20 protein-coding genes and 3 tRNA genes are annotated in these 25111 nt (G+C 60.8%); 1 reads left to right on the top strand and 22 read right to left on the bottom strand.

The features are described from left to right. The first annotated feature begins 6 nt into the window (after positions 1–6). Complete coding sequence (locus tag BK660_RS18170; RefSeq protein WP_123434405.1) at positions 7–1290, top strand: NAD(P)/FAD-dependent oxidoreductase; 1284 nt, start codon at positions 7–9, stop codon at positions 1288–1290. 138 nt (positions 1291–1428) lie between these two features. Here the strand turns inward: BK660_RS18170 and BK660_RS18165 are convergent, their stop codons facing one another. From BK660_RS18165 to leuD, 22 genes are all read right to left on the bottom strand, one after another. Next, positions 1429–2400 carry an XdhC family protein gene (locus tag BK660_RS18165; protein ID WP_123434404.1) on the bottom strand — a complete coding sequence of 324 codons (972 nt, stop codon included), beginning with the start codon at positions 2398–2400 and terminating at the stop codon, positions 1429–1431. A 1-nt stretch (position 2401) separates the two neighbouring features. Beyond that, positions 2402–3637 carry a c-type cytochrome gene (locus BK660_RS18160; RefSeq protein ID WP_123434403.1) on the bottom strand — a complete coding sequence of 412 codons (1236 nt, stop codon included), beginning with the start codon at positions 3635–3637 and terminating at the stop codon, positions 2402–2404. A 2-nt stretch (positions 3638–3639) separates the two neighbouring features. After that, positions 3640–4179, bottom strand: a complete 540-nt coding sequence (locus BK660_RS18155) for a (2Fe-2S)-binding protein (RefSeq protein ID WP_046026867.1) — start codon at positions 4177–4179, stop codon at positions 3640–3642. Beyond that, the gene (locus BK660_RS18150) at positions 4172–7003 is read right to left on the bottom strand and encodes a xanthine dehydrogenase family protein molybdopterin-binding subunit (RefSeq protein WP_123434402.1); all 2832 of its coding nucleotides are present in this window, start codon (positions 7001–7003) and stop codon (positions 4172–4174) included. Before BK660_RS18150 ends, BK660_RS18155 begins: the two co-directional genes overlap by 8 nt. 470 nt (positions 7004–7473) lie before the next feature. Next, positions 7474–7550: transfer RNA gene (locus BK660_RS18145), tRNA-Asp, on the bottom strand. A gap of 92 nt (positions 7551–7642) precedes the next feature. Then, positions 7643–7719, bottom strand: a tRNA-Asp gene (locus tag BK660_RS18140). Positions 7720–7772: 53 nt separating this feature from the next. Beyond that, positions 7773–7848: transfer RNA gene (locus tag BK660_RS18135), tRNA-Val, on the bottom strand. A gap of 181 nt (positions 7849–8029) precedes the next feature. Next, positions 8030–8806 carry an SDR family oxidoreductase gene (locus BK660_RS18130; protein ID WP_027921578.1) on the bottom strand — a complete coding sequence of 259 codons (777 nt, stop codon included), beginning with the start codon at positions 8804–8806 and terminating at the stop codon, positions 8030–8032. After that, positions 8803–10014 (bottom strand): O-succinylhomoserine sulfhydrylase, encoded by a 1212-nt coding sequence (locus BK660_RS18125; protein WP_123434401.1) that lies wholly within the window; start codon positions 10012–10014, stop codon positions 8803–8805. The genes BK660_RS18130 and BK660_RS18125 overlap by 4 nt, the downstream gene beginning before the upstream one ends. Positions 10015–10092: 78 nt before the next feature. Then, the gene (gene purF, locus BK660_RS18120; protein WP_046026886.1) at positions 10093–11598 is read right to left on the bottom strand and encodes an amidophosphoribosyltransferase; all 1506 of its coding nucleotides are present in this window, start codon (positions 11596–11598) and stop codon (positions 10093–10095) included. Between the two features lie 41 nt (positions 11599–11639). Then, a complete protein-coding gene (locus BK660_RS18115; protein ID WP_046026887.1) occupies positions 11640–12200 on the bottom strand; it encodes a CvpA family protein in 561 nt (186 codons plus the stop codon). A gap of 99 nt (positions 12201–12299) precedes the next feature. Then, on the bottom strand, positions 12300–12953 hold the full coding sequence (locus BK660_RS18110; RefSeq protein WP_123434400.1) for an SPOR domain-containing protein: 654 nt from the start codon (positions 12951–12953) through the stop codon (positions 12300–12302). Further along, positions 12937–14244 (bottom strand): bifunctional tetrahydrofolate synthase/dihydrofolate synthase, encoded by a 1308-nt coding sequence (gene folC / locus BK660_RS18105; protein WP_123434399.1) that lies wholly within the window; start codon positions 14242–14244, stop codon positions 12937–12939. The genes BK660_RS18110 and folC overlap by 17 nt, the downstream gene beginning before the upstream one ends. Continuing rightward, on the bottom strand, positions 14241–15161 hold the full coding sequence (gene accD / locus BK660_RS18100) for an acetyl-CoA carboxylase, carboxyltransferase subunit beta (RefSeq protein ID WP_027921583.1): 921 nt from the start codon (positions 15159–15161) through the stop codon (positions 14241–14243). The genes folC and accD overlap by 4 nt, the downstream gene beginning before the upstream one ends. A gap of 178 nt (positions 15162–15339) precedes the next feature. Further along, positions 15340–15969: a phosphoribosylanthranilate isomerase gene (locus BK660_RS18095; RefSeq protein WP_123434398.1), complete on the bottom strand. Its 630-nt coding sequence runs from the start codon at positions 15967–15969 to the stop codon at positions 15340–15342. A gap of 63 nt (positions 15970–16032) precedes the next feature. Beyond that, positions 16033–16857, bottom strand: a complete 825-nt coding sequence (gene truA, locus BK660_RS18090; protein WP_123434397.1) for a tRNA pseudouridine(38-40) synthase TruA — start codon at positions 16855–16857, stop codon at positions 16033–16035. Between the two features lie 265 nt (positions 16858–17122). Further along, positions 17123–19747, bottom strand: coding sequence for a FimV/HubP family polar landmark protein (locus BK660_RS18085; protein WP_123434396.1), 2625 nt, complete (start codon positions 19745–19747; stop codon positions 17123–17125). Positions 19748–19955: 208 nt separating this feature from the next. Next, positions 19956–20966: an aspartate-semialdehyde dehydrogenase gene (locus BK660_RS18080; protein ID WP_123434395.1), complete on the bottom strand. Its 1011-nt coding sequence runs from the start codon at positions 20964–20966 to the stop codon at positions 19956–19958. 254 nt (positions 20967–21220) lie between these two features. Beyond that, complete coding sequence (gene asd, locus BK660_RS18075) at positions 21221–22333, bottom strand: aspartate-semialdehyde dehydrogenase (RefSeq protein WP_027921588.1); 1113 nt, start codon at positions 22331–22333, stop codon at positions 21221–21223. A gap of 66 nt (positions 22334–22399) precedes the next feature. Continuing rightward, on the bottom strand, positions 22400–23482 hold the full coding sequence (gene leuB, locus BK660_RS18070; RefSeq protein ID WP_123434394.1) for a 3-isopropylmalate dehydrogenase: 1083 nt from the start codon (positions 23480–23482) through the stop codon (positions 22400–22402). Between the two features lie 65 nt (positions 23483–23547). Beyond that, the gene (locus BK660_RS18065; RefSeq protein ID WP_123434393.1) at positions 23548–24315 is read right to left on the bottom strand and encodes a class I SAM-dependent methyltransferase; all 768 of its coding nucleotides are present in this window, start codon (positions 24313–24315) and stop codon (positions 23548–23550) included. A gap of 148 nt (positions 24316–24463) precedes the next feature. After that, positions 24464–25108, bottom strand: coding sequence for a 3-isopropylmalate dehydratase small subunit (leuD, locus tag BK660_RS18060; protein WP_123434392.1), 645 nt, complete (start codon positions 25106–25108; stop codon positions 24464–24466). Positions 25109–25111 lie beyond the last annotated feature (3 nt).

Here is a 25111-nt window from a genome sequence, read left to right as displayed (position 1 = left end):
AGCAGGATGGCGAACACTCCCTACCCAGAGTCCTATTACGCCGCATCGGCCAATGCGGTTCCGCCGCGCCCGGCCTTGCAGGGTGAAGTAGAGACTGATGTCTGCGTGATCGGCGCCGGCTACACCGGTCTGTCCTCTGCCCTGTTTCTGCTGGAGAACGGTTTCAAGGTAACGGTTCTGGAAGCGGCCAAGGTTGGTTTTGGCGCTTCGGGTCGTAACGGCGGTCAGATCGTCAATAGCTATAGCCGCGATATCGACGTGATCGAGCGCAGCGTTGGTCCCAAGCAAGCGCAGTTGCTCGGGCAGATGGCGTTCGAGGGTGGGCGGATCATTCGAGAGCGCGTTGCCAAATATAATATCCAGTGCGACTTGAAGGACGGTGGTGTGTTCGCAGCCATCACGGCCAAGCAGATGGGCCATCTGGAATCGCAGAAGCGCCTGTGGGAACGTTTCGGTCATACGCAGCTTGAGCTGATGGATCAGCGTCGTATCCGCGAAGTGGTGAATTGCGATCAATATGTCGGCGGTATGCTCGACATGAGCGGTGGCCACATTCACCCGCTCAACCTAGCGCTGGGTGAAGCCGCGGCAGTCGAGTCACTGGGCGGCACTATTTATGAGCAGTCGCCAGCGGTGCGTATCGAGCGCGGCGCGAATCCGGTGGTGCATACGCCGGAGGGCAAGGTCAGGGCCAAGTTCATCATCGTGGCGGGCAATGCCTACCTCGGCAACCTGGTGCCGGAACTGGCAGCCAAGTCGATGCCTTGCGGGACACAGGTCATCACCACCGAACCGCTGGGCGAGGAATTGGCAAACAACCTGCTGCCGCAGGATTACTGCGTCGAGGACTGCAATTACCTGCTCGACTATTACCGCCTGACGAGCGACAAACGCCTGATCTTCGGTGGTGGCGTGGTGTATGGCGCGCGGGATCCGGCGAACATCGAGGCGATCATTCGGCCGAAGATGCTCAAGGCGTTCCCGCAGCTCAAGGACGTGAAAATCGACTACGCCTGGACCGGCAATTTCCTGCTGACCCTGTCGCGCCTTCCGCAGGTCGGACGGATCGGCGACAACATCTACTATTCCCAAGGCTGCAGCGGCCATGGCGTGACGTATACGCACCTGGCGGGCAAAGTGTTGGCCGAGGCCTTGCGAGGTCAGGCGGAGCGTTTTGATGCGTTTGCCGATCTGCCGCACTACCCGTTCCCCGGCGGACAATTGCTGCGCACACCGTTTGCGGCGTTGGGCGCCTGGTACTACGGGCTGCGGGACAAATTCGGATACTGATACAAAAAAAAGGGGCCGCTGAATGCGGCCCCTTCTTTGTAGGAGTGAGCCTGCTCGCGATGGCGGTGGGTCAGTCTATGAAGTATTGACTGGGAAACCGCTATCGCGAGCAGGCTCACTCCTACATGGGGATGGTGTTTACAGCTTGTCCCGTGCAATGCCACTGCGGATTCGCAGGATGTCGGCGAGTACCGCGAGGGCGATTTCAGCCGGTGTCTTGCTGCCCAGGTTCAAACCGATCGGCGCATGAATCCGCGCCAGCTCGGCCTCCCCCAGACCACCAATCCTGCGCAACCGCTCAAAGCGCTTTTGCGACGTCTGCATGGACCCCATCACACCGATGTAAAACGCCTCGGTGCGCACGGCTTCCATCATCGCCAGGTCATCGATGCGCGGATCGTGGGTCAACGCCACCACCGCCGTGTCGCTGTGGCAACCGCCGTCAGCAATGAACACCGAAGGCAACTGACGACGAATCTCGACGTTTTCCAGCACCACGCCTTCCAGCACCTCGTCGCGCGGATCACACAGAATCACTTCGAAACCCAACCCGACGGCGAACTCTGCACAGGCCTGAGCGACCGAGGAATACCCGGCCAGCAATAACCGCTGGGCCGCACCGATCCGCACGCGCACCCGGTCGATCTCACGCTCGATGCGCACACCCTGCTCGCGATCATCGAACAGGCTGCGCGCACCGCTGGCCAGATCGACTTCGCGGATCAGCCGACGCTGACCCAACAGCGCCGACTCCAACTCTCGCAGATGCGCCTGAACCTCACAATCCGGAGCAAGGTTCTCCACCAGCACATCGAGTACACCGCCACAGGGCAAGCTCACCCGAGAACGCGGATCATCGCCCTCACCATAACGCACGACACTGACCGCCTCCAGAAACGCCCCTTCGGCAACCCGTTCGAGAAAATCCTCCTCGACACAGCCGCCCGACAGCGAACCGATCCATTGCCCGTCAGCGTTCACCGCCAGCAGCGAACCCGGCGCACGCGGCGCCGAGCCATAGGTGGCGAGCACCGTGCACAGCCAGACGCGCTGGCCGGCCGACGACCATTGCAGCGCCCGGCGCACGACTTGCAGATCGAGATGCTGCATGTCAGTGCGCCTTGTGCTCGAGCGGCGGCGCATCTGCCCGCAACTTCTGCACATCGCTCACCGCCAGATCTGCTGGCTGACCGCCCCAGCCCTGACGCAGGTAGTTCAGCAGATCAGTCAGTTGCTCGTGACTGAGCTTCTCGGCAAACCCCGGCATCGGCTGCATGTGTTCGAACCCGGCAAACTTCTGCTCACCGATACCGTCGTCGATCACCCGCACCAGGTTGCGCGGATCTTCCAGGCGCAGCGTGGTGTTGCCGCGCATGGCCACGGCGATGTGCGGCTTGCCCTCGCCACCGACCGCGTGGCAACCGGCGCAGACGTTCAGGTATTCCTGACGGCCGCGCTGGGCGCTCGCAGTGAGCTTGTCCAAGGGCGCATCTGTCAGCACCTTGGCTTGCGGCGGTTGATCACCGAGCAGGAAAGTCGCCATTGCCGCCAGGTCCGGGTCATTGAGGCCCTGGGTGCTGTTGTGGAACACCGGGAACATTTCGTTGAACATCGTGCCCTGGGCGCTCATGCCGTGCTTGAGGAACGAGCTCAGGTCCTGATGGTTCCAGCCGCGAGCCGCCAGGTCATTGGCCAGCAGGCTCGGTGCCAGATAGCCATTGAGCAGGCCGCCGGTCAGGCGCTTGTCCTGTTGCATCGCACCCGGCAAACCGCGCGGGGTGTGGCATTCGCCGCAGTGGCCGAGCACGTCGACCATGTACTGGCCGCGCTTGTAGGCATCGCTTTTGCCCTCGGTGGACGAAAGCTGCACGTCCTTGCCGTAGAGCATGTTCCAGCCCATCAGGCCCAGGCGCACATTGAACGGAAAGCTCAGGCTGGTGACCGGTGCTGCACGCTCGATCGGCTCGACGGTTTTCAGGTACGCGTGAATTGCGTCCGAGTCGTCGCGCGGGATCAGGTGATACGAGGTGTACGGCATCGCCGGGTACAGGTTGGCGCCATCACGGCGCTTGCCTTCGGTCAGCGCGGCGAAAAATTCGTCATCGTTGTAGAGGCCGATGCCGTGATCTTTGCTCGGGGTGATGTTGGTGCCATAGATCGTACCGAACGGCGAGACAATCGGCAGACCGCCCGCGTACGGCGCGCCACCTGGCGCGGTGTGGCAGGCCATGCAGTCAGCGGCGCGGGCGAGGTATTCGCCGCGCTTGACCTGATCGTCCGCGTGCGCCAGCAACACCGGCGCAGCCAGACCGACCGCCAACGCCAGACGGGAAATTAGTTGCTTCATGCTTAGCCCTCCTTGACCAGGCCGAGATCGGTCAGCACGTTGCGCGTTGCGCTGTAGTAACGCACGTAGCCTGTGCAGCGGCAGATGTGGTGACCGAGGCTGTCCTCGATGACTTTTTCCAGCTGGCTTTTGACGATCGGCTGACGCTGCAGTTTTTCCACCAGCACGGTCGCGGCATTCACGAAACCTGGCGCGCAGTAGCTGCACTGGAAAGCAAATTCGTCGACGAAGCGCTGCTGGATCGGGTTCAGCTCAGTGACTTTGCCTTCCTCGTCGCGTTTCGCGTGGCCTTCGATGGTCCGCACTTTTTTGCCTTCGAAGTAATGTGCGCCGGTGATGCAAGTGCGCACTTCCTCGCTGGTGCCGTCCGGGTTGTCGACGATTACCACGCAGGCGTGGCAGATGCCCTGACCGCAGCCCAATCGGGAGCCGGTGAGGTTTTTGTATTCGTGCAGGTAATCGATCATCGGCAGGTCATCAGGGATGTCCACCGGGCCGACGGATTGACCGTTGAGGGTCAGTTGAAGCGGACGGTTAGCCATTGAGGGCCTCCTTGATGCGTGCAGAAGTGATAGGCAGGTCGCGGACCCGTTTGCCGATGGCGTGTGCCACGGCGTTACCGATGGCACCGACCACCGGGATCATCACCACTTCGGCGATGCCCTTCGATGGATCGCTCGGCGACAGCGGCGGCAGGATTTCAGCCGTCTGCTTCCAGACCGCCACGTGACGCGCCATCGGCAAGCGGTAACGGTTGAAGTTCCAGTCACCCTCCCCCGGCCCGCCTTCGTACAGCGGCATCTCTTCCATCAGCGCATGGCCGATGCCCATGGCGATCCCGCCTTCGATCTGGCCCTTGACCAGTTCTTCCACCAGCACCCGACCGCACTCGACCCACGAGTGATGGTTGAGCACTTGCACTTCGGCAGAACCCTTGTTGACTTTCACTTCCACCAGCGTCGCAACCGGGCTGTAGTAAGTCACTGCCGCGTTGTTCAACTGAGTGTCCGGGTAGTGCACGTTCTGACGATCCAGCAGGTGGAAACCGGCGCTGTTCATTTGCGCCTTTTTCACGCTCGGCGCGCCGTCGCCGTACTTGACCGCCAAGCCGTCGAGCGGCAGACGTTCACGCACGCCGTCGATGCTGAACTCGGCCTCGGCCCAGCTCCAGCGGTTGAAACCGTGCACGGTCGCGCCGGTGACCAGGCCCTTCTCGTGAGCGTGCTTGGCCAGCTGTTCAAAGCTCAGCGGCTGCATGCCGTTGGCGGTGAGTTTGCCGTCGACCCAATGCGCATCTTCGCGACGCACCACGTAAGGGTTGGCCGAACCACCGTAAGGGCCTTGGCTCCAGATCTGCAGCGCCGCCGGCCACAAACCGTGGTTGAACAGCACGCGCGCCGCTTCACGGGTGGCGTGGCTGAAGTAGTAGGCGGAGTTGGTCGCCGACGACGCCGAAGCGATCTTGCCAACCCAGCGCGGGTTGCGCAGCAGGCTGTCCTGTTCGGCCTGACTCATGATGTAAGGGTTGCCGCCGCTGATCAGCTGCAACTCTTTCCATTCGGTCTCGCCGGTCTTCACTTCCGTCGCCGCGATGCCGAGGAAGTCGGCCACGACCAAGGCTTGCGAGGTCGACATGCCGGTGCCGATTTCGATACCGATGTGGCGCAGGGTGATGTGCCCTTGCGCGGTGAACTCGATACTCGCCATCGGCGCTTCGGAGCCCGTGCCGAAGTCTTTCTGGCAGATGGCAAAACCGACGCCGTACCAGTTATCCGGGTCCTGCGCTTCGCGCTGCTTTTTGATCGTGTTGCGGTTTTTCCAGACGTCGTGAACGGCGGCCTTGTCGAGAATCTCGTGCAAGCGCAACGCACCCGCAGGCACAGCGCCCTGGGTGTTTTTCATGCCCGAGACCATGGCGTTTTTCTTGCGCAGGTCGATGGCGTCGATGCCCAGGCGACCGGCAATTTCGTCGACCATCATCTCGGTCGATGCCATGCTTTGCAGGGTGCCGTAACCACGCATCGAGCCGGCTTCAACGGCGCGGGAATGGTAGGCCGTGACCTGCAAATCGTTCTGCGGCATGTAGTAGATCGACTGTGCTGCCGTGGCGCCAACGGCCGCCACGGATGGGCTGTAGTTAACCCGGCCACCGCCGTCGACGCTCATTTCGGCGCGGAAAATCTTGAAGCTGTGATCGGTCTTGTCCACGGCCAATTGGTAACGGATGTCGAACGGGTGACGCTTGATGCCGCTCTGGAATTGCTCATAGCGGTCGTTGGCCAGACGCACTGGCACACCGGCGCCATACAAAGCAGCGAGGGCGGCGTAGTAGACGAAAATGTTGTGGTCTTTGGAACCGTAACCCACGGTGTAACCGGGGTGCATGTTCAGACTCGCCAGGCCGAAGCGCGACGGTGCGATCATCTTCGCGGTCTCGGTCGCCGCTTCCAGTGGGCACTGGGTCGCCACCACGAAATGCAGAGTCTTGGTCGCCGGGTCGTACCAACCGTTGCCGTTGTCCGGCTCCATCGCGGCGGGTTCGATCGATGGGGTTTTGTAGCGCTCGTCGAACACCAGCCAGTTGTCCGGCGGCGTGTCGATCTGCTGTTTCATGCGATCGGCGTAGAACAGCCCGCGCTCGGTCAAGTTGCCGTGCAGGTTCGGTTGGGAATTCCACACCGGGCGACGGTTTTTCAGCATCGGGAACAGGATCGAGTCCTTGAGGCTGGCGAATTCGTCTTCGTCCGCCGAGGTCGCCCCGCCCACTCGCACATAGCGGAAACTGCCGTAGGGATCGCCTTCGTAGTACGGCACTTGAGCACCGTAACGAATCGCTTTGTCATTGAATTTGAGTTTGGCCTTGGCCTGGCGGAAACGCTCGAAGTCATTCCAGATCAGGATCGCCACCGGGTGACCGATGAACATCGGCACCTTGCCTTCCGGCAACAGCGGATCTGGCGCGTGCTCCTCCGGGAAGACGATGCCGTCTTTCTCCAGGTCGGCCGCGGTGACGATGCGGTCAGGCTGCAATTCGGTGCCGAGCCACGACAGGTCCATGCCCGCATAGATGCGGTCGGCCTTGATGGTTTTCAGCAGCATGGCGTGGCCTTGCTGCTGAGGCCAGCCCGGCATGTCCTTGGCGCGGATGTCGCGGGCGAAGACTTTGCTCCCGCAGACCTTCGACAAGGCATCGTTACGCGAGCGTGCCTTGCCGTTGTTGCCGAGCCATTGCTCGGACGGCACAGTCACGCTGTTTTCCATCAAGGCGGCGAGCGCCTGACTGCTGAGCGGCGTGAGCGTCACGCTCACACCTGCCACCAGCCCGCCCTGAAGGAACGAGCGCCGGGATATATCACGGTTGGACATGGATCATCCTCTGGGCGGTTATAGACCCGCCCTTCTGGTTATGTTCTGGAAATCTCGAGTCGTGCAGAAGCCCTTTTTGACGAAACGAAGGGCTGAAATGACAGTGCAAAGCTGACCGAAAGGTTAAGTTTATAGGCTTATGCGCCTGCGGCAAACAGCCCCACACAAAAAAACTGACCAGCGAATCAAAATACTGTGTTTCCAGGGCACAGAATTGATCAGGCAAGCGAATGCAACGCCAAGGTCAGCCCGGCCGGACGTCGTCGTCGCGACAACCTTAGAGGCAGCATAGAAGAAGGCAGCCAGGAAGGCCCGGCAAGGGAGACTGCAAGAGGAGAAAAAGCCAAATTCCAGACACAAAAAACCCCGGTCTTTCGACCAGGGTCTTTGCTATCGACTCGAAGTGAGCGCTGGCAAAACCAGCAGCTTCTTCGTAGCTCCAAGGCGTTCAGTGGGCCTTGAAGCAGATATGGCGCAGCGGACGGGACTCGAACCCGCGACCCCCGGCGTGACAGGCCGGTATTCTAACCGACTGAACTACCGCTGCGTATCGCTTTGGACTTTCATCCAAGTAACTCGTCTGATTGAAAACTCAGAAGCTTTTCAATCTCGAACCAGATAAATCTGACTCGGAAAATATGGCGCAGCGGACGGGACTCGAACCCGCGACCCCCGGCGTGACAGGCCGGTATTCTAACCGACTGAACTACCGCTGCGCGTCGGTGGAGGTATTTCAGCCTACCTCTTGCTTTCGCAAGTATCTCGGAAGTGGTGGGTGATGACGGGATCGAACCGCCGACATTCTGCTTGTAAGGCAGACGCTCTCCCAGCTGAGCTAATCACCCGTTTGCATCTCCGAGGCCGCGAAATTTACGCAGGTACCGAACCTAAGTCAATAGCAGGATTGAAGTTTTTTCAAAACAGCTGCCAGAGGCAAGCTTCAAGCTACAAGTGGAAGCCGTCACGCGCGAAGCCGGCATGACACTATCGAGCTATAACTTGCAGCTTGAAGCTTGAAACGGCTTCTCACTGCTCGTAAATCATCTTCTTGGTCATGCCACCGTCGACCACAAACTCCTGGCCCGTGACGAACCCGGCATTCTTCGACAGTAACCAGGCGACCATCGCCGCAACGTCTTCAACCGTCCCTACCCTGCCCGCCGGATGCTGGGCATGATCGGCATCGGTCAGTGGCTCGGCACGCCGCACAGAAGGATCCCGTGTATCGATCCAGCCCGGACTGACGGCATTCACACGGATTTCCGGCCCAAGACTGATCGCCAAGGCGTGAGTCAGTGCCAACAGCCCGCCTTTGCTGGCCGCGTAAGCCTCTGTGTCGGGTTCCGACTGCCCGGCGCGGGTCGAGGCCAGGTTGACGATTGCGCCGCTGTGCGCGCGCAGATACGGCGCACAGTGCTTGGCCAACAACATCGGCCCGCTGAGGTTCACTGCCAACACTCGATTCCAGTAAGCCAGATCTAGGCTTTCCAGGGTGATGTTGTGCGGATCGGCCACCGCAGCGTTGCACACCAACGCGTCCAGGCGCCCGAACTGCCCCAGCACTTCGGCAACACCCAGCGCCACCTGCCCTTCGTTCGAGACGTCCATGGCGATAAACCAGGCATTGTCGCCCAGCACCTTCGCCACTTTCGAACCGCGGACCCGATCCAGGTCGCTCAGCACCACCTGCCAGCCTTCGCTGATCAGCCAGGCCGAGATCCCCAGACCAATGCCGCGCGCTGCTCCGGTGACCAGCGCGACACGACCATTGGACCCGGAGGTCGGAGTGGACAACTCGATCACAAGGCCGCCAACCCGCGCGCCAGGTCGGCTTGCAGGTCAGCCACGTCTTCCAGGCCGACCGCGATGCGGATCAGGCTGTCACGAATACCCGCAGCTTCACGCTCTTGCGGCGCCAGACGGCCGTGGGAGGTGGTGCTTGGGTGAGTAATGGTGGTCTTGGTATCACCGAGGTTGGCCGTGATCGAAATCAGACGGGTCGCATCGATAAAGCGCCAGGCGCCCTCTTTGCCACCCTTGACCTCAAAGCTGACCACCGCACCGAAACCCTTCTGTTGACGTTGAGCGAGTTCGTGCTGCGGATGGCTTTTCAGGCCGGCGTAATGGACTTTCTCGATGCCATCTTGCTTTTCCAGCCACTCGGCCAATTCCTGGGCGTTGGCGCAATGCGCCTTCATCCGCAGGTTCAGGGTTTCGAGGCCCTTGAGGAAAATCCAGGCATTGAACGGGCTCAAGGTCGGCCCGGCAGTGCGCAGGAAACCGACGATTTCTTTCATCTGCTCGCTACGACCGGCGACGACACCGCCCATGCACCGGCCCTGGCCGTCAATGAACTTGGTGGCCGAGTGCACGACGATGTCCGCGCCCATCTTCAGCGGCTGCTGCAACGCTGGCGTGCAGAAGCAGTTGTCGACCACCAGCATCGCGCCTTTGGCGTGAGCGATTTCCGCCAGCGCGGCGATATCCACCAGCTCGGCCAACGGGTTGGATGGCGACTCGACAAAGAGCAATTTGGTGTTGGCCTTGATTGCCGCGTCCCAACCGGACAAGTCCGCCAGAGGCACGTAATCGACTTCGATGCCGAAGCGCTTGAGGTACTTTTCGAACAGGCTGATGGTCGAACCGAACACACTGCGCGAAACCAGCACATGATCACCGGCGCTGCACAGGCTCATCACCACCGCCATGATCGCAGCCATGCCGGTGGCCGTGGCCACAGCTTGCTCGGCGCTTTCCAGCGCGGCAATGCGCTCTTCGAACGCACGCACGGTCGGGTTGGTGTAGCGCGAGTAAACATTGCCTGGCACTTCACCGGCAAAGCGTGCCGCTGCGTCGGCAGCGGTACGGAAGACGTAGCTGGAAGTGAAGAACATCGGATCACCGTGTTCGCCTTCCGGCGTGCGGTGCTGACCGGCGCGTACGGCCAGGGTATCGAACGCTACGCCATCGAGGTCGCTATCCAGCCGACCGGCATCCCAATCCTGACTCATGCTTTCACTCCTTGCCCTGCTCTTGATTTAGAGAGTCTTTAGTAGATACAAAACCGGCCCCTCAGGGCCGGTAGAAACTCAGTTGTTGTACAGATCGATGATCGCACTGACTGCCTGCGTCTTGACCTTGGAGGCATCGTTACGCGCCTGTTCGATCTTGTTCAGGTAAGCCTCGTCGACGTCGCCGGTGACGTATTGGCCATCGAACACCGCGCAATCGAACTTGTCGATCTTGATCTTGCCGCCACCGACCGCTTCGATCAAGTCAGGCAAGTCCTGATAGATCAACCAGTCAGCGCCGATCAGGTCAGCAACGTCCTGGGTCGAACGGTTGTGCGCGATCAGCTCGTGAGCGCTCGGCATGTCGATACCGTAGACGTTCGGGTAACGAACGGCCGGGGCGGCGGAGCAGAAGTAGACGTTTTTGGCGCCGGCTTCGCGAGCCATCTGGATGATCTGCTTGCACGTCGTGCCGCGAACGATCGAGTCGTCCACCAGCATCACGTTCTTGCCACGGAATTCCAGCTCGATCGCGTTGAGCTTCTGGCGTACGGATTTTTTCCGTGCAGCCTGGCCCGGCATGATGAAGGTCCGGCCGATGTAGCGGTTCTTCACGAAGCCTTCGCGGAACTTGACGCCCAGGTGGTTCGCCAGCTCCAAAGCCGCGGTGCGGCTGGTGTCCGGGATCGGGATGACCACGTCGATGTCGTGCTCAGGACGTTCGCGCAGGATCTTCTCGGCGAGCTTCTCACCCATGCGCAGACGGGCCTTGTAGACAGAAACGCCGTCGATGATCGAATCCGGACGCGCCAGGTAGACGTGTTCGAAGATGCACGGGGTCAGGGACGGGTTGGTCGCGCACTGACGGGTGTGCAGCTTGCCGTCTTCAGTGATGTAGACCGCTTCGCCCGGTGCCAGGTCGCGAATCAGGGTGAAACCGAGCACGTCCAGGGAGACGCTTTCGGAGGCGATCATGTACTCAACGCCTTCGTCGGTGTGACGCTGGCCGAAGACGATCGGACGGATGCCGTGCGGGTCACGGAAACCGACGATGCCGTAACCGGTCACCATCGCCACGACCGCGTAGCCACCGACGCAACGGTTGTGCACGTCAGTTACAGCGGCGAACACGTCTTCTTCGGTTGGCTGCAACTTGCCGCGCTGGGCCAGTTCGTGAGCGAACACGTTCAGCAGGACTTCCGAGTCAGAGTTGGTGTTGACGTGGCGCAGGTCAGATTCGTAAATCTCCTTGGCCAGTTGTTCAACGTTGGTCAGGTTACCGTTGTGCGCCAACGTGATGCCGTAAGGCGAGTTGACGTAGAACGGCTGAGCTTCGGCCGAAGTCGAGCTGCCTGCGGTCGGGTAACGCACATGGCCAATGCCCATGTGGCCGACAAGACGCTGCATGTGACGCTGATGGAACACGTCACGCACCAGGCCGTTGTCCTTGCGCAGGAATAACCGGCCATCATGGCTGGTCACGATACCGGCAGCGTCCTGGCCGCGGTGCTGGAGGACGGTTAGCGCGTCATACAGCGCCTGATTGACGTTCGACTTACCGACGATACCGACGATGCCACACATGCGACGCAACCCCTACTTAATGGATCTGAACTGAACAACTCTCACTGAGGCGTTTTGGCCATCGGCAAGAGTTGCTCCTTGAACGGTATCTCAGCGGGTACGCTGATACCGCTGGCAAGCCACTGACTGCTCCACCCGAGAATCAGGTTCTTGGACCAGTCTGCGACCAATAGAAATTTTGGCACGAGCTGTGACTCTTTCCACCACCCGTCCTGCTGTACCGGCCCCAGGCTCAACAGCCCGACCGCCACGACCACCAGCAACACGCCACGCGCGGCGCCGAAGGCCATGCCGAGGAATCGATCGGTCCCGGATAGCCCGGTGACGCGAACCAACTCGCCGATAAGATAATTGATCATTGCGCCCACGATTAACGTGGCGACAAACATGATGGCACAGCCCGTGATCACACGAGCCGACGGCGTTTGAATGTATCCGGCGAGGTACTCGGACAATGAACCACCGAACATCCAGGCAACGGCTCCTGCGATGATCCAGGTCACCAGCGACAGTGCTTCTTTGACGAAGCCGCGGCTCAGACTGATCAATGCGGAGATGGCGACGATTGCAACGATCGCCCAGTCAACCCAGGTAAATGGCACAGTGCAGCCTACAGACGGATAAGGCGGCGCATTTTAGCAGAGCGCAGGGCTATCGGTAAGCTGCGATTGTCAGTGCATTTCAAATCGGCGTGATAGTTTTTACCCGCGCTCAGGCTGGAAGCGCACGACAAAACCCTTGAGTTTCTTCTGGCGGTCCAGCAAGTCACGAAGACGGTCGGCTTCGGCGCGCTCGATCAGCGGCCCGACAAACACTCGATTTTTGCCATCAGAGGATCGGATGTAAGCGTTATAGCCCTGACTGCGCAGGTCTTTCTGCAGGCTTTCAGCGCTTTCGCGGCTCGACAGACTGGCCAGCTGAACCGACCAGCTGACCGACAAGCCATTGGCATCGATGCGACTTTGAGTGGTATCGGGTTTAGTCGGCGCAGCCGCGATCGGCTGAGCCGGCGGCGTCGTCGACTTGGCGGCTGGCGCAGGCGCGACTGGTTTGGCCACAGGCGCCGGGGCGACAGGGACAGCCGGCGCAATCGGTGCCGTCGGCGCCTCTTGCTGAGCGATTTCATCGTCGCTCGGCACCGGCTCTTGAGGCAGCGCTTGCGGCTCAGGCACCACGACTGGCTCGACCTGCACTTGCGGCACCGCCGGGGCATGCGGCGCAGCCGGGGCGTCGACCACCACCTGACGCTGCTCATCCTGACGGGAAAACAGCATTGGCAGAAAAATCACCGCCAGCGCCACCAGCACCAGGGCGCCAACCATGCGTTGTTTGTAGGCCTTATCCAGCAATGCCATTTGCCGCTTCCTCCGTGGAGCGCCGGGCCAGCCATTCAAGGGCCTCGGCGACACAATAAAATGATCCGAACAACAGAATCTCGTCGTCGCTCGTCGCCAACGCGCTCTGCCCTTCCAGGGCTGCCGCCACGCTGTCATAGGACGTTACCGACGCGCCAACGTTCTGCAACGCAGCCTGCAAATCGGTAACCGGTCGCGCTCGCGGGGAATCCAGCGGCGCAACAGCCCAGTGCTGGACACTAGCATTCAATTCACCGACAACACCATCCAGATCCTTGTCAGCCAGCAAACCGAACACCGCCAGACGCTTGCCGACCGGTGGACGGCTGGCCAGACGCCGCGCCAGATACTCCGCCGCATGCGGGTTATGCCCCACATCCAGCAGCACGTTCAAACGTTTGCCCTGCCAGTCGAACTGACGGCGGTCGAGACGACCCACCACCCGCGTCGCTTTCAGCGCATCAATAATCTGCGCATCAACCCACGGCAAACCGAGCAGCAGATAGGCCTGTAACGCCAGCGCGGCGTTTTCCATCGGCAGATCAAGCAACGGCAGATCGCGCAGTTCGACCGCACGCCCTTGAGCATCCAGACCGCGCCATTGCCAGTTGTGATCGGTCACGCCGAGGTCAAAATCGCGGCCACGCAGGAAAAACGGGCAAGCCAGCTCGCGCGCCTTGTCCAGCAGGGGTTGTGGAGGATTCAGATCGCCACAGAGCGCAGGCGCGCCCTGACGGAAGATGCCGGCCTTTTCAAAGGCCACGGACTCACGGGTATCGCCCAGATAATCCGCATGGTCGACGCCAATGCTGGTGACCAGCGCCATGTCGGCATCAACCACGTTAACCGTGTCCAGACGCCCGCCCAGCCCGACTTCCAGCACCACCGCATCAAGCCCGGCCTGTTGAAACAGCCAGAACGCCGCCAGGGTGCCCATTTCGAAGTACGTCAGGGATGTGTCGCCTCGACCGGCTTCGACAGCCGCAAAGGCCTGGCACAGCTCGGCGTCAGTGGCTTCGACGCCATTGACCTGCACCCGCTCGTTATAGCGCAGCAGGTGCGGAGAATTGTAGACACCAACGTTCAGGCCTTGCGCCCGCAGCAATGAAGCCACGAATGCGCAGGTAGAACCCTTGCCGTTGGTGCCGGTGACCGTGATCACCCGAGGCGCCGGCTTGCCCAGCCCCATGCGGGACGCTACCTGTTGCGAGCGCTCCAGGCCCATGTCGATGGCCGAAGGGTGCAACTGCTCAAGGTAGGCGAGCCACTCGCCAAGGGTACGCTCGGTCATATGTTCGCAGGTACCGGCGGAACCACGATCGGCTCGATTGGCGCGGCGACGAATTTCGGTGTCGGCAGGCCCATCATTTGTGCCAGCAGGTTGCCCAGGCGCGGACGCAGTTCCTGACGGTGAATGATCATGTCGATGGCGCCGTGTTCCAGCAGGAATTCGCTGCGCTGGAAGCCTTCCGGCAGTTTTTCACGCACGGTTTGCTCGATCACGCGCGGACCGGCAAAGCCGATCAGGGCTTTCGGCTCACCGACGATCACGTCGCCGAGCATCGCCAGGCTGGCGGAAACACCGCCGTAGACCGGGTCGGTCAGAACGGAGATGAACGGAATGCCTTCTTCACGCAGACGCGCCAGTACCGCCGAGGTCTTGGCCATTTGCATCAGGGAGATCAGGGCTTCCTGCATCCGCGCGCCACCGGAAGCGGCGAAGCAGATCATCGGGCATTTGTTTTCCAGGGCGTAGTTGGCGGCGCGAACAAAACGCTCACCGACGATGGCACCCATCGAACCACCCATGAAGGAGAATTCGAACGCCGACACCACCACCGGCATGCCCAGCAAGGTGCCGCTCATGGAGATCAGTGCGTCTTTTTCGCCGGTCTGCTTCTGGGCAGCGGTCAGGCGATCCTTGTACTTCTTGCCGTCGCGGAATTTCAGGCGGTCAACCGGCTCCAGGTCCGCACCCAGCTCGGCACGGCCTTCGGCGTCGAGGAAGATATCAATGCGGGCGCGGGCGCCGATACGCATGTGGTGGTTGCACTTGGGGCAAACGTCCAAGGTCTTTTCCAGCTCCGGACGATACAGCACAGCCTCGCAAGACGGGCATTTGTGCCACAGACCTTCAGGCACCGAGCTCTTCTTGACCTCGGAACGCATGATCGAAGGGATCAGTTTGTCTACTAACCAGTTGCTCATGCTTTCTTTCTCCAGTACCGGCGGCCCGAACGCTCTGGTTCGCAGCCCCGCGTATGCCCTTGAGCTAAATTCATGTGTGTGTGGCGATGGTTGGTGGATGGCCGGGTCAGAAATACTGACCTGCGTACAACCCGAACAACCCTCAGCCTCTTTTCTACAGAGCTGTGGACGGCGGCAGTTAGCCAGCCGTCACATCACGTACCGCTTTGATGAACGCCTGAATCTTTGCGTGATCCTTGATGCCCTTGCTCGCCTCTACCCCGCCGCTGACATCCACCGCATAAGGCCGGACCCGGGCAATAGCGCCGGCGACGTTATCGGGGGTCAAGCCGCCCGCCAGAATGATCGGCTTGCTCAAGCCTTGCGGTATCAGAGACCAGTCGAATGCTTCACCGGTTCCGCCGGGCACACCTTCAACGTAGGCGTCGAGCAGGATGCCGCTGGCACTTGGGAACGCATCGCAGGCTGCCGCGATGCCGTCTCCGGCCTTGACCCGCAGCGCCTTGATGTACGGCCGATGCCAGCTTTCGCACTCGGCGGCCGTTTCGTCGCCATGGAACTGCAACAGGTCCAGCGGCACGGCATCGAGCAATTCGCCCAATTCGCAGCGGCTGGCGTTGACGAACAAACCCACGGTGGTGACGAACGGCGGCAGCGCCTTGATGATGTCGCGCGCCTGCTGGAACGTCACGGCCCGCGGGCTCTTGGCGTAGAACACAAACCCTATGGCATCGGCCCCGGCCTCGACCGCCGCCAACGCATCTTCTATGCGGGTAATCCCGCAAATCTTGCTGCGAACGGCTGACATGTCGATAAATCCTCAGGGGAATTCCGGGAAAGTCCCGGATGGTAACAAATGCGTTCGAGGGCGTCAGCCGTCAAGTTCCGTGAAACCGGTCAGGAAGTGTGGGCCGATATAACGCTCGGGCAATTCGAACTCATCGCGGTACTCGACCTGCACCAGATACAGGCCAAACGGATGTGCCGTGACCCCGCCAGAACGGCGAATGCGGCTTTCCAATACTTCCTTCATCCACTCCACCGGGCGCTCGCCGGCACCGATGGTCATCAGCACGCCGGCAATGTTGCGCACCATGTGGTGCAGGAACGCGCTGGCGCGAATATCCAGCACGATCATCTTGCCGTGACGGGTCACGCGCAGATGATGCAATTCCTTGATTGGCGATTTGGCCTGGCACTGACCGGCGCGGAACGCACTGAAATCATGGGTGCCGACCAGATACTGCGCGGCCTCGGCCATGCGCTCGACGTCCAGCGGACGGTGATTCCAGGTAATTTCTTCGTTGAGGTGCGCCGGGCGGATCTGATCGTTGTAGATCACATAGCGGTAACGCCGGGCGATGGCCTTGAACCGCGCATGGAAATGCGCCGGCATGACCTTGGCCCAACTGACGCTGACGTCGTGGGGCAAATTGATGTTGGCGCCCATGACCCAGGCCTTCATCGACCGCTCGACCTGGGTATCGAAATGCACCACCTGACCACAGGCATGCACGCCCGCATCCGTTCGCCCGGCGCACAGCAGCGACACCGGTGAGTCGGCGACTTTGGACAAGGCTTTCTCAAGGGTTTCCTGCACCGTGAGCACACCGGAGGCCTGGCGCTGCCAGCCGCGATAACGCGAGCCTTTGTATTCAACGCCCAAGGCGATCCGGTAAAAGCCGTCGGCCGCCATTTCTGCGGCCGGATTATCTATATTTGCCAAGGGGTGCAGCCTGCTGATCTACGCAAAGGCGGGCATTATAAGGCCGCCGGACCGAGACGCCAGAGTGGCTTCAGCATTTGCGGTGAATGTCAGAGCCTCATCGCGAGCATAGGTCTTGAAAACACCCTAATCGAATGTGGGATCGCCGCACCGCCGATCCCCATTCGAATTGCGATGAACCATAAAAAACGGCAGCCTCAATGGGCTGCCGTTTTGTTTACTGCTGACGGATCACTCAGGCCAGACGCGAAAGCATTTCCTTGGCTTCGCTCTTCTGCCCGGCATCACCCTCGGTCACCACCTCATTGAGGATGTCCCGAGCGCCGTCGTTGTCGCCCATGTCGATGTAGGCCTGGGCCAGATCGAGCTTGGTAGCGACCTCATCCGTACCGGAGAGGAAGTCGAAGTCCGGCTCATCCGCCGCCGAGGCCATAGCGTCTTCTGCGGTGAAGCGCGGTTCGCCAATGCTCTGGGACAAACGATCCAGTTCGGCGTTGACGTCATCCAGTTCGGCTTCAAAGTCGTCCGGGACATCAGCGACGGCAGGCTTGGCCGGGGCCGCGTCCATTTCATCGGCCAGCGACAGGTCAAAATCGGCAGGCAATTCCAGATCGTCCTGTGGCACTTCAGGCGCGACCGGAAAGTCTTTCACGCCTTCGTCCAGATCCAGCAGGAAGTCGTCTTCAGCGAGGATGGCCGGCGACGGCTCTGCACCCAGGTCCATGTCCAGATCGAAGTCCGACAGGTCATCGAGGTTTTCCTTGATGTCGGTTTGCTGCTGCAGCACCGATTCAAAGCTCAAATCGTCATCCAGCGGGAACTCGTCCAGCTCGGTCGACGCGTCTGCTTCAGGCGCAACCACGGCCGGGGAAGCGGCTTCCAGGTCGTCCAGGCTCAGGTCGAATGCGCTGTCGAAGTCATCATCGGCTGCCGGGGCTTGCGGCTCGTCGAGCAGCAGGTCCTTGACGTACTGCGCATCCAGTTCTGCGGCGATGGCTGCTGCAGCCAGGCCACTGGCGGCGACCACGGCCATGGCCGGGAAGCGGGTCTTGAGTTTTTCGACCTGGGCGAAGTTGTCGCCATTGGCGACCAGTTGGCGCTCCTGGCCCACGAACGCATCACGGTCGCCCTGCTGACCGTACACTTCCATCAGCTTCAAACGCAGGTCACTGCGCTGCGGCTCTTGCTTGATGCCGTCTTCCAGCAACGCGGCTGCCTGGTTCAGACGACCCGCAGCAATGTGCGACTGCGCCTTGGTCAGCACGTCGTCATCACGTTCGCCGGCAGGTGACACCAGAGGCGCTGCAATCGGCGTAGTCATCACCTCCGGCTCTATCACTGGAGCGGGCTCTGGCTTAGGAGCAGGTGCAGGAGCCGGCGCAGTCGCGAGCTTCACGCTAGGCGGCGGAACTTCCAGGCCTTCGAAGCTGGTTTCCGGCAGGTCGTTGTCAAAGGACATGTTCTGCTCTTCAGACAACGCACGGGCCATGCGCAGGTGTTTCTCGGCTTCCTGTTGGGCTTTGCGGCGGCGAGCCAGCAACAGCAGCAGGAGCGCCAGAACCACCGCACCACCACCGATCAGCCCCAGCAGGATCGGGTTGGTCAGCAGTTCGTTGAACTTCTGGTCGTCGGAGACCGCGGGTGTCGGCTCGATTGGTGGCTCGGCAGGTGCCGGTGTCGCTTCAGGTGCCGCCGCCGGAGCAGGCGCCACCTCAGCCGGTGCCGGCGCAGGGTTGGCTGCCAACTCCGCCGACATGGCCGGAGCGGTCGCAGTCGCCGCAGCAGCAGGTGCACCCGCCGCGCCTTCGGCCTGCATCTTGGCCAGTTGATTGTTCTTCAGTTCGATCAGTTTTTGCAGCTTGTCCAGCTGACTTTGCAGATCGGTCATGCGGCTTTTCAGTTCAGCGTTGTCACGACGGGTTGTGTCGAGGCTTTCCTGGGTCACGGCCAGCTTGTTGCTCAGGTTCTTGGCATCGCCCGCAGCGCCTTTACCACCGGCCTTGCCGGATTCGGCAGAGACCAGGCTCAGCTTGTCCTTGGCAGGTTCTGCACTAGCGGCGTCAGCACGACCGCGCTTGGTGGCATCGAGTTGTTGCTGGCCGGTGCCGGGTTTCGCCACATAACGTCGACCCTGGCGCCACGCGGTGTTCTGCGCGGCCACTTCAGCGATGGCCTTGGGTTGCGGCAACGTGGTGGCTTGCGCCTGATCCGGCATGCGCAGCACCTGACCGGTTTTCAGCCGGTTGATATTGCCGTCGATAAAGGCATCAGGGTTCAGCGCCTGGATGGCCAGCATGGTTTGCTGAATCGAACCACCGTTGCGCGCCTTCGCAGCGATTTCCCACAGGGTATCGCGCGGCGTGGTGGTGTGTTGAGCCGGGTTGGACGCGCCGGTCACCGGAGCCGTAACGTTTGAAGTCGGCGCTGGCTGCGCAGCCGCTTCAGCGGTCTGCGGCGAGAATTTGGACGGATCGAGCAGTACGCTGTAATCGCGCAACAGGCGACCGTTAGGCCACATGACCTGAACCAGGAATTTCACCATGGGTTCGGACAGAGGCTTGCTGGAAGTCACACGCAGGATGCTTTTACCGCTGGCGTTGAGCACAGGGGTGAAGGTCAGGTCATTGAGAAATGCCTGGCGGTCGACACCGGCCTTGGCGAAATCTTCGGGCGAGGCCAGGCTCGGCACCACTTCGGCGGCCGTAAGGTCCTTGACGTCGAGCAGCTCGATTTCCGCCACCAAGGGTTGGTTCAGCGTCGACTTCAGGGTCAATTCCCCGAGCCCGAGGGCATGCGCCATACCGGATGACAGCGCCGAGGCGGCCGCAATTGCTAACACCAGTTTGCGAACTTGAACCATAGCCTCATCCTTTGTTTGAACATTCCTCGGCCAGCGAGAAGGTATTGATAGTCGCTGCCGTAAGGCATTGCGCGCGGCGTCGAAGTGTCATCGCGCGCGATCATTTCTTGCCTGCCCCGCAAAGCCCTGTCGAGCGGCTTTCGTTCAGCAGTGCGGCCAAGCATAGCGCCCGGCTAGAATCATTCTGTGAATTGTTGCCAAGTATCTTTTACAGCAGGTCTTTTATCAACAATTCAGCCACCTGCACAGCATTGAGCGCGGCGCCTTTGCGTACGTTATCTGACGTCAGCCACAAATTAAGTTCCGACAGGTCGTCGACACCGCTGCGAACCCGACCGACGTACACCACGTCCTGGCCCACCGCATCGCCCACTGCGGTCGGATAATCGCCAGCCTCAACCAGCTCGATACCGGGTGCATCTTCCAGCGCCGCGTTGACTTTCGCCAGGTCGACTGCGCTCGTTGACTGCAAGGTCACGCTAAAGCTATCGCCAAAAAACACCGGGGCTTGAATGCAAGTGACGGAAATCTTTAATTGAGGCAGCGAAATCACCTGACGCAACTCACGTACCAGGCGTTTTTCCAACAACGTATGGCCCTGCTCATCGGGCTTACCGACCTGAGCCAACAGGTTGAACGCCATTTGCCGATCGAAGAATGTCGGCTCCAGCGGACGCACGTTGAGCAGCTCGGCGGTTTGCCGGGCCAGCTCTTTCACTGCTTCACGTCCTTGGGCAGAGACCGCCAGGCTGGCGGTTACGTTGACCCGCTGCAGGTCAATCACCGAAAGCAACGGCGCCAGCACCACGGCCAGGGTGGTGGCCGACGGACTTGGGCTGCTGACCAGAAAGGGCTTTTTCAACGTCGCGAGGATTTCGGCATTGGCTTCCGGCACCACTTGTGGCGCCTGATCGGCCGGCAAAGCGCCGGACAAGTCGATCACCGAGCAACCGGCAGCGGTTGCACGCGAGGCGAAACTGAGCGTCACCGCCGGGCCGGCGGCGAAGAACACCAATTGGACGTTGCTGAAATCGAACTCATCGACTTCCCGCACCCGCACGTTCTTGCCGCGAAACGGAACCGAATGACCGGCCGATTCGCTGCTGGCAAGCAGGTGCAAGTCGCCGACCGGGAAGTCGCGTTCTTCAAGAATCTGCACGAGCGTTTCGCCGACAGTACCGGTGGCGCCGACTACGGCGATATCAAAGGACTGGCTCATGGTTCTACCTCAGGCGAAACGGGGGGAGCGGCACTTTACCGGGTGGGTGGCGTGCAGGCAATTCTGGCGGGATTTGTGGTGCCTGTGATGGCCCCTTCGCGAGCAAGCCCGCTCCCACATTTGAAATGCGTTCCAATGTGGGAGCGGGCTTGCTCGCGAAGGGGCCAGTACAGACAACTCATCGACATCAGATTGCCGGAATAAAAAAACCCGCACCTCTTTCAAGGCACGGGTTCTTTCATTGTTTCAACCGATCAACGCTCGAGCAGAATCCGCAGCATGCGACGCAGCGGTTCGGCCGCGCCCCACAGCAGCTGGTCGCCGACGGTGAAAGCACCGACGAATTGCGAACCCATGTTCAGCTTGCGCAGACGGCCCACCGGCACGTTCAGGGTGCCAGTGACTTTGGTCGGGCTCAGTTCCTGAATGCTGATGTCGCGGTTGTTCGGCACCAGTTTGACCCAAGGGTTGTGCTGGCTGATCAGCCCTTCGATGTCGGCGATCGGCACGTCTTTGTTCAGTTTGATGGTCAGCGCCTGGCTGTGGCAGCGCATGGCGCCGATGCGCACGCAGATGCCGTCGACCGGGATCGGGCTCTTGAAGCGACCGAGGATCTTGTTGGTCTCGGCCTGGGCCTTCCACTCTTCGCGGCTCTGACCGTTCGGCAGTTCCTTGTCGATCCACGGGATCAGGCTGCCGGCCAGTGGTACACCGAAGTTTTCGGTCGGGTACGCTTCGCTGCGCATGGCTTCAGCCACACGACGGTCGATGTCGAGGATCGCGCTGGCCGGGTCGGCCAGTTGATCGGCGACAGCGGCGTGGGTCGCGCCCATCTGCTTGATCAGTTCACGCATGTTCTGCGCGCCGGCACCGGAGGCCGCCTGATAGGTCATGGCGCTCATCCACTCGACCAGACCGGCTTCGAACAGACCGCCCAGGCCCATCAGCATCAGGCTGACGGTGCAGTTGCCGCCGATGTAGTTCTTGGTGCCCGCATCCAGCTGCTGGTCGATGACCTTGCGGTTGACCGGGTCGAGGACGATGACCGCGTCATCCTGCATGCGCAGGCTGGAAGCGGCGTCGATCCAGTAACCCTGCCAGCCGGCTTCACGCAACTTGGGGAACACTTCGCTGGTGTAGTCGCCACCTTGGCAGGTCAGAATCACGTCGAGGGTTTTCAGCTCTTCAATGCTGTAAGCGTCCTTGAGCGGAGCAATGTCCTTGCCCACGGACGGGCCTTGGCCACCGACATTGGAAGTGGTGAAAAACACCGGCTCAATAAGATCGAAATCCTGCTCTTCCAGCATCCGCTGCATGAGCACGGAACCGACCATACCGCGCCAACCGATCAGACCTACACGTTTCATCGCAACTACACCTTCTTTAAAAGTGGGCCGCTGCTTTGTATTGAATTTCGCAGCGGGCCCGAGAGATTACAGATTCCGCAGCGCGGCGACTACTGCGTCGCCCATTTCCTGCGTACCGACTTTAGTGCAACCCGCCGACCAGATGTCGCCTGTGCGCAGGCCTTGATCCAGTACCAGGCTCACGGCTTTTTCGATGGCATCGGCTGCAGCCTGCTGGTTGAAGCTGTAACGCAACATCATCGAGACCGACAAAATGGTCGCCAACGGGTTGGCAATGCCCTTGCCGGCGATGTCCGGCGCGGAACCGTGGCATGGCTCGTACATGCCCTTGTTGTTGGTGTCCAGGGACGCCGACGGCAGCATGCCGATGGAACCGGTGAGCATCGAGGCCTGGTCGGACAGGATGTCGCCGAACATGTTGTCGGTGACGATCACGTCGAACTGCTTCGGTGCCCGCACCAACTGCATGGCGGCGTTGTCGACGTACATGTGGCTCAGTTCGACTTGCGGGTAATCCTTGGCCACTTCCTCGACGATTTCACGCCACAGTTGGCTGGATGCCAAGACGTTGGCCTTGTCCACCGAGCACAGCTTCTTGCCGCGCACCATGGCCATGTCGAAGCCGACGCGGGCGATGCGGCGGATTTCGCTTTCGCTGTACGGCAAGGTGTCGTAGGACTGACGCTCGCCGTTTTCCAGGGTACGGGTGCCGCGTGGCGCGCCGAAGTAGATACCGCCGGTCAGCTCACGGACGATCAGGATGTCCAGGCCGGCGACGATTTCCGGCTTCAGGCTCGACGCCTCGGCCAGTTGCGGGTACAGGATCGCCGGGCGCAGGTTGCCGAACAGGCCCAGTTGCGCACGGATTTTCAGCAGGCCGCGCTCAGGGCGGATGTCACGCTCGATGGTGTCCCATTTCGGGCCGCCCACGGCACCCAGCAGCACAGCGTCGGCGGCGCGGGCGCGCTCCAGGGTTTCGTCAGCCAAAGGCACGCCGTGCTTGTCGATGGCGGCGCCGCCGATCACGTCGTGGCTCAGCTCGAAGCCCAGGGAGTATTTGTCGCTGGCCAATTCCAGCACCTTGACCGCTTCGGCCATGATTTCCGGGCCAATACCGTCACCTGGAAGAATCAGAATCTGCTTGCTCATGCTTTCCTCATGTCATCAGTCGGTGCGCCCAGGGGCGCACCCGGAAAAATTCTATCGTCCGTAGCTTATCGCTCTGCAATCAGCACCAGCACATCGGTACTGAACGAGCCATCGGCCTCAATCTCAAAATACTCGCGCACTTCGTTGCCCATAGACTGCTGCAACTCGCGGATCGCTGCGCGCATTACTTGAGGTGTGCGCATGCGCTCCACCCAGGAGGTGTACTCCAGACGCAGCCGTTGACGCGTGGTGCTGCGGGTATGCAACCCCGCTTCGCTGACCTGGCGCAACCACTCGCCGGCGGAATAATCGCGCACATGGCTGGTGTCGCGCAGCACTTCAACGCTTTGCAGGTAAGTGTCGAACAACGGGCTGCCCGGCGACAACACATCGACGAACGCCGCCACGCCGCCCGGCTTCAGCACCCGACGCACTTCCCGCAGCGCCAGGCCGAGATCACTCCAATGGTGCGCCGAATAACGGCTGAACACGAAGTCGAACTCGCTATCGGCGAACGGCAGGCGCTCGGCGGCACCGAGGACCGTCGATACGTTACTCAAACCACGATCAACGGCAGCACCCGCGACCACGTCGAGCATTTGCTGCGACAGGTCGTAGGCCACCACTTCCTTGACCAGCGAGGCCACGTGAAAACTCACGTGACCGGCGCCGCAGCCCAGGTCCAGCACCCGCGCATCGCCCTGCCCGGCCAGTTCGGCCTGTAGCAGCGCGAACTCGGTGCCTTGAGCGTGAACGGCGCTGCTCAGGTAGGCCGAGGCCTGTTCACCGAATTGCTTTTGGACGACCTGGGTGTGCTGGGCGGTGCTGGTCATGGGGAATTCCTTTTTTAAGGTTTAGCCTTGTGTTGCCGGAACTGCCGCCTTCGCGAGCAAGCCCGCTCCCACAGGGGAATGCATTTCAAATGTGGGAGCGGGCTTGCTCGCGAAGAGGCCGGCCCTGTCTACATAAATTTCAGCTCAATCAAGCGTCGCGAAACAACCAGGGCTGGCTCGCCCGGTGTTTGGCTTCAAACGTCGCAATCGCCTCATGGTCCATCAACGTCAGACCGATATCGTCCAGACCATTGAGCAAGCAATGCTTGCGGAACGCGTCGATCTCAAAGTTATGCACCTTGCCATCCGGACGCGTCACGGTCTGGGCTTGCAGGTCGACCTGCAACTGGTAGCCCGGATTCGCTTCAACCTGCTGGAACAGCTCATCAACCTCAGCGTCGCTCAAGATGATCGGCAGCAAGCCGTTCTTGAAACTGTTGTTGAAGAAGATGTCGGCGTAGCTCGGCGCGATGATGCTGCGGAAACCGTACTCTTCCAGCGCCCACGGCGCGTGTTCACGGCTGGAGCCGCAACCGAAGTTCTCGCGGGCCAGCAACACACTGGCGCCCTGATAACGTTCGGCGTTGAGGACGAAGTCCTTGTTCAGCGGACGCTTGGAGTTGTCCTGATACGGCTGCCCCACATCCAGGTAACGCCATTCATCGAACAGGTTCGGACCAAAACCGGTGCGCTTGATCGACTTCAAGAACTGCTTCGGGATGATCTGATCGGTGTCGACGTTGGCACGATCCAAAGGCGCGACAAGACCAGTGTGCTGGGTAAAAGCTTTCATGCT

Origin of the sequence: Pseudomonas brassicacearum, from assembly GCF_003732265.1 — a bacterium.
Lineage (GTDB): Bacteria > Pseudomonadota > Gammaproteobacteria > Pseudomonadales > Pseudomonadaceae > Aquipseudomonas > Aquipseudomonas brassicacearum_D.
This window is presented reverse-complemented; position numbering and strand designations above follow the sequence as displayed.

Coding starts and splice junctions, on each gene's coding strand:
- BK660_RS18170 (WP_123434405.1), top strand. CDS start 7: ATGGCGAACACTCCCTACCCAGAGTCCTATTACGCCGCATCGGCCAAT.
- BK660_RS18165 (WP_123434404.1), bottom strand. CDS start 2,400: ATGCAGCATCTCGATCTGCAAGTCGTGCGCCGGGCGCTGCAATGGTCG.
- BK660_RS18160 (WP_123434403.1), bottom strand. CDS start 3,637: ATGAAGCAACTAATTTCCCGTCTGGCGTTGGCGGTCGGTCTGGCTGCG.
- BK660_RS18155 (WP_046026867.1), bottom strand. CDS start 4,179: ATGGCTAACCGTCCGCTTCAACTGACCCTCAACGGTCAATCCGTCGGC.
- BK660_RS18150 (WP_123434402.1), bottom strand. CDS start 7,003: ATGTCCAACCGTGATATATCCCGGCGCTCGTTCCTTCAGGGCGGGCTG.
- BK660_RS18125 (WP_123434401.1), bottom strand. CDS start 10,014: ATGAGTCAGGATTGGGATGCCGGTCGGCTGGATAGCGACCTCGATGGC.
- purF (WP_046026886.1), bottom strand. CDS start 11,598: ATGTGTGGCATCGTCGGTATCGTCGGTAAGTCGAACGTCAATCAGGCG.
- BK660_RS18110 (WP_123434400.1), bottom strand. CDS start 12,953: ATGGCATTGCTGGATAAGGCCTACAAACAACGCATGGTTGGCGCCCTG.
- folC (WP_123434399.1), bottom strand. CDS start 14,244: ATGACCGAGCGTACCCTTGGCGAGTGGCTCGCCTACCTTGAGCAGTTG.
- accD (WP_027921583.1), bottom strand. CDS start 15,161: ATGAGCAACTGGTTAGTAGACAAACTGATCCCTTCGATCATGCGTTCC.
- BK660_RS18095 (WP_123434398.1), bottom strand. CDS start 15,969: ATGTCAGCCGTTCGCAGCAAGATTTGCGGGATTACCCGCATAGAAGAT.
- truA (WP_123434397.1), bottom strand. CDS start 16,857: ATGGCGGCCGACGGCTTTTACCGGATCGCCTTGGGCGTTGAATACAAA.
- BK660_RS18085 (WP_123434396.1), bottom strand. CDS start 19,747: ATGGTTCAAGTTCGCAAACTGGTGTTAGCAATTGCGGCCGCCTCGGCG.
- BK660_RS18080 (WP_123434395.1), bottom strand. CDS start 20,966: ATGAGCCAGTCCTTTGATATCGCCGTAGTCGGCGCCACCGGTACTGTC.
- asd (WP_027921588.1), bottom strand. CDS start 22,333: ATGAAACGTGTAGGTCTGATCGGTTGGCGCGGTATGGTCGGTTCCGTG.
- leuB (WP_123434394.1), bottom strand. CDS start 23,482: ATGAGCAAGCAGATTCTGATTCTTCCAGGTGACGGTATTGGCCCGGAA.
- BK660_RS18065 (WP_123434393.1), bottom strand. CDS start 24,315: ATGACCAGCACCGCCCAGCACACCCAGGTCGTCCAAAAGCAATTCGGT.
- leuD (WP_123434392.1), bottom strand. CDS start 25,108: ATGAAAGCTTTTACCCAGCACACTGGTCTTGTCGCGCCTTTGGATCGT.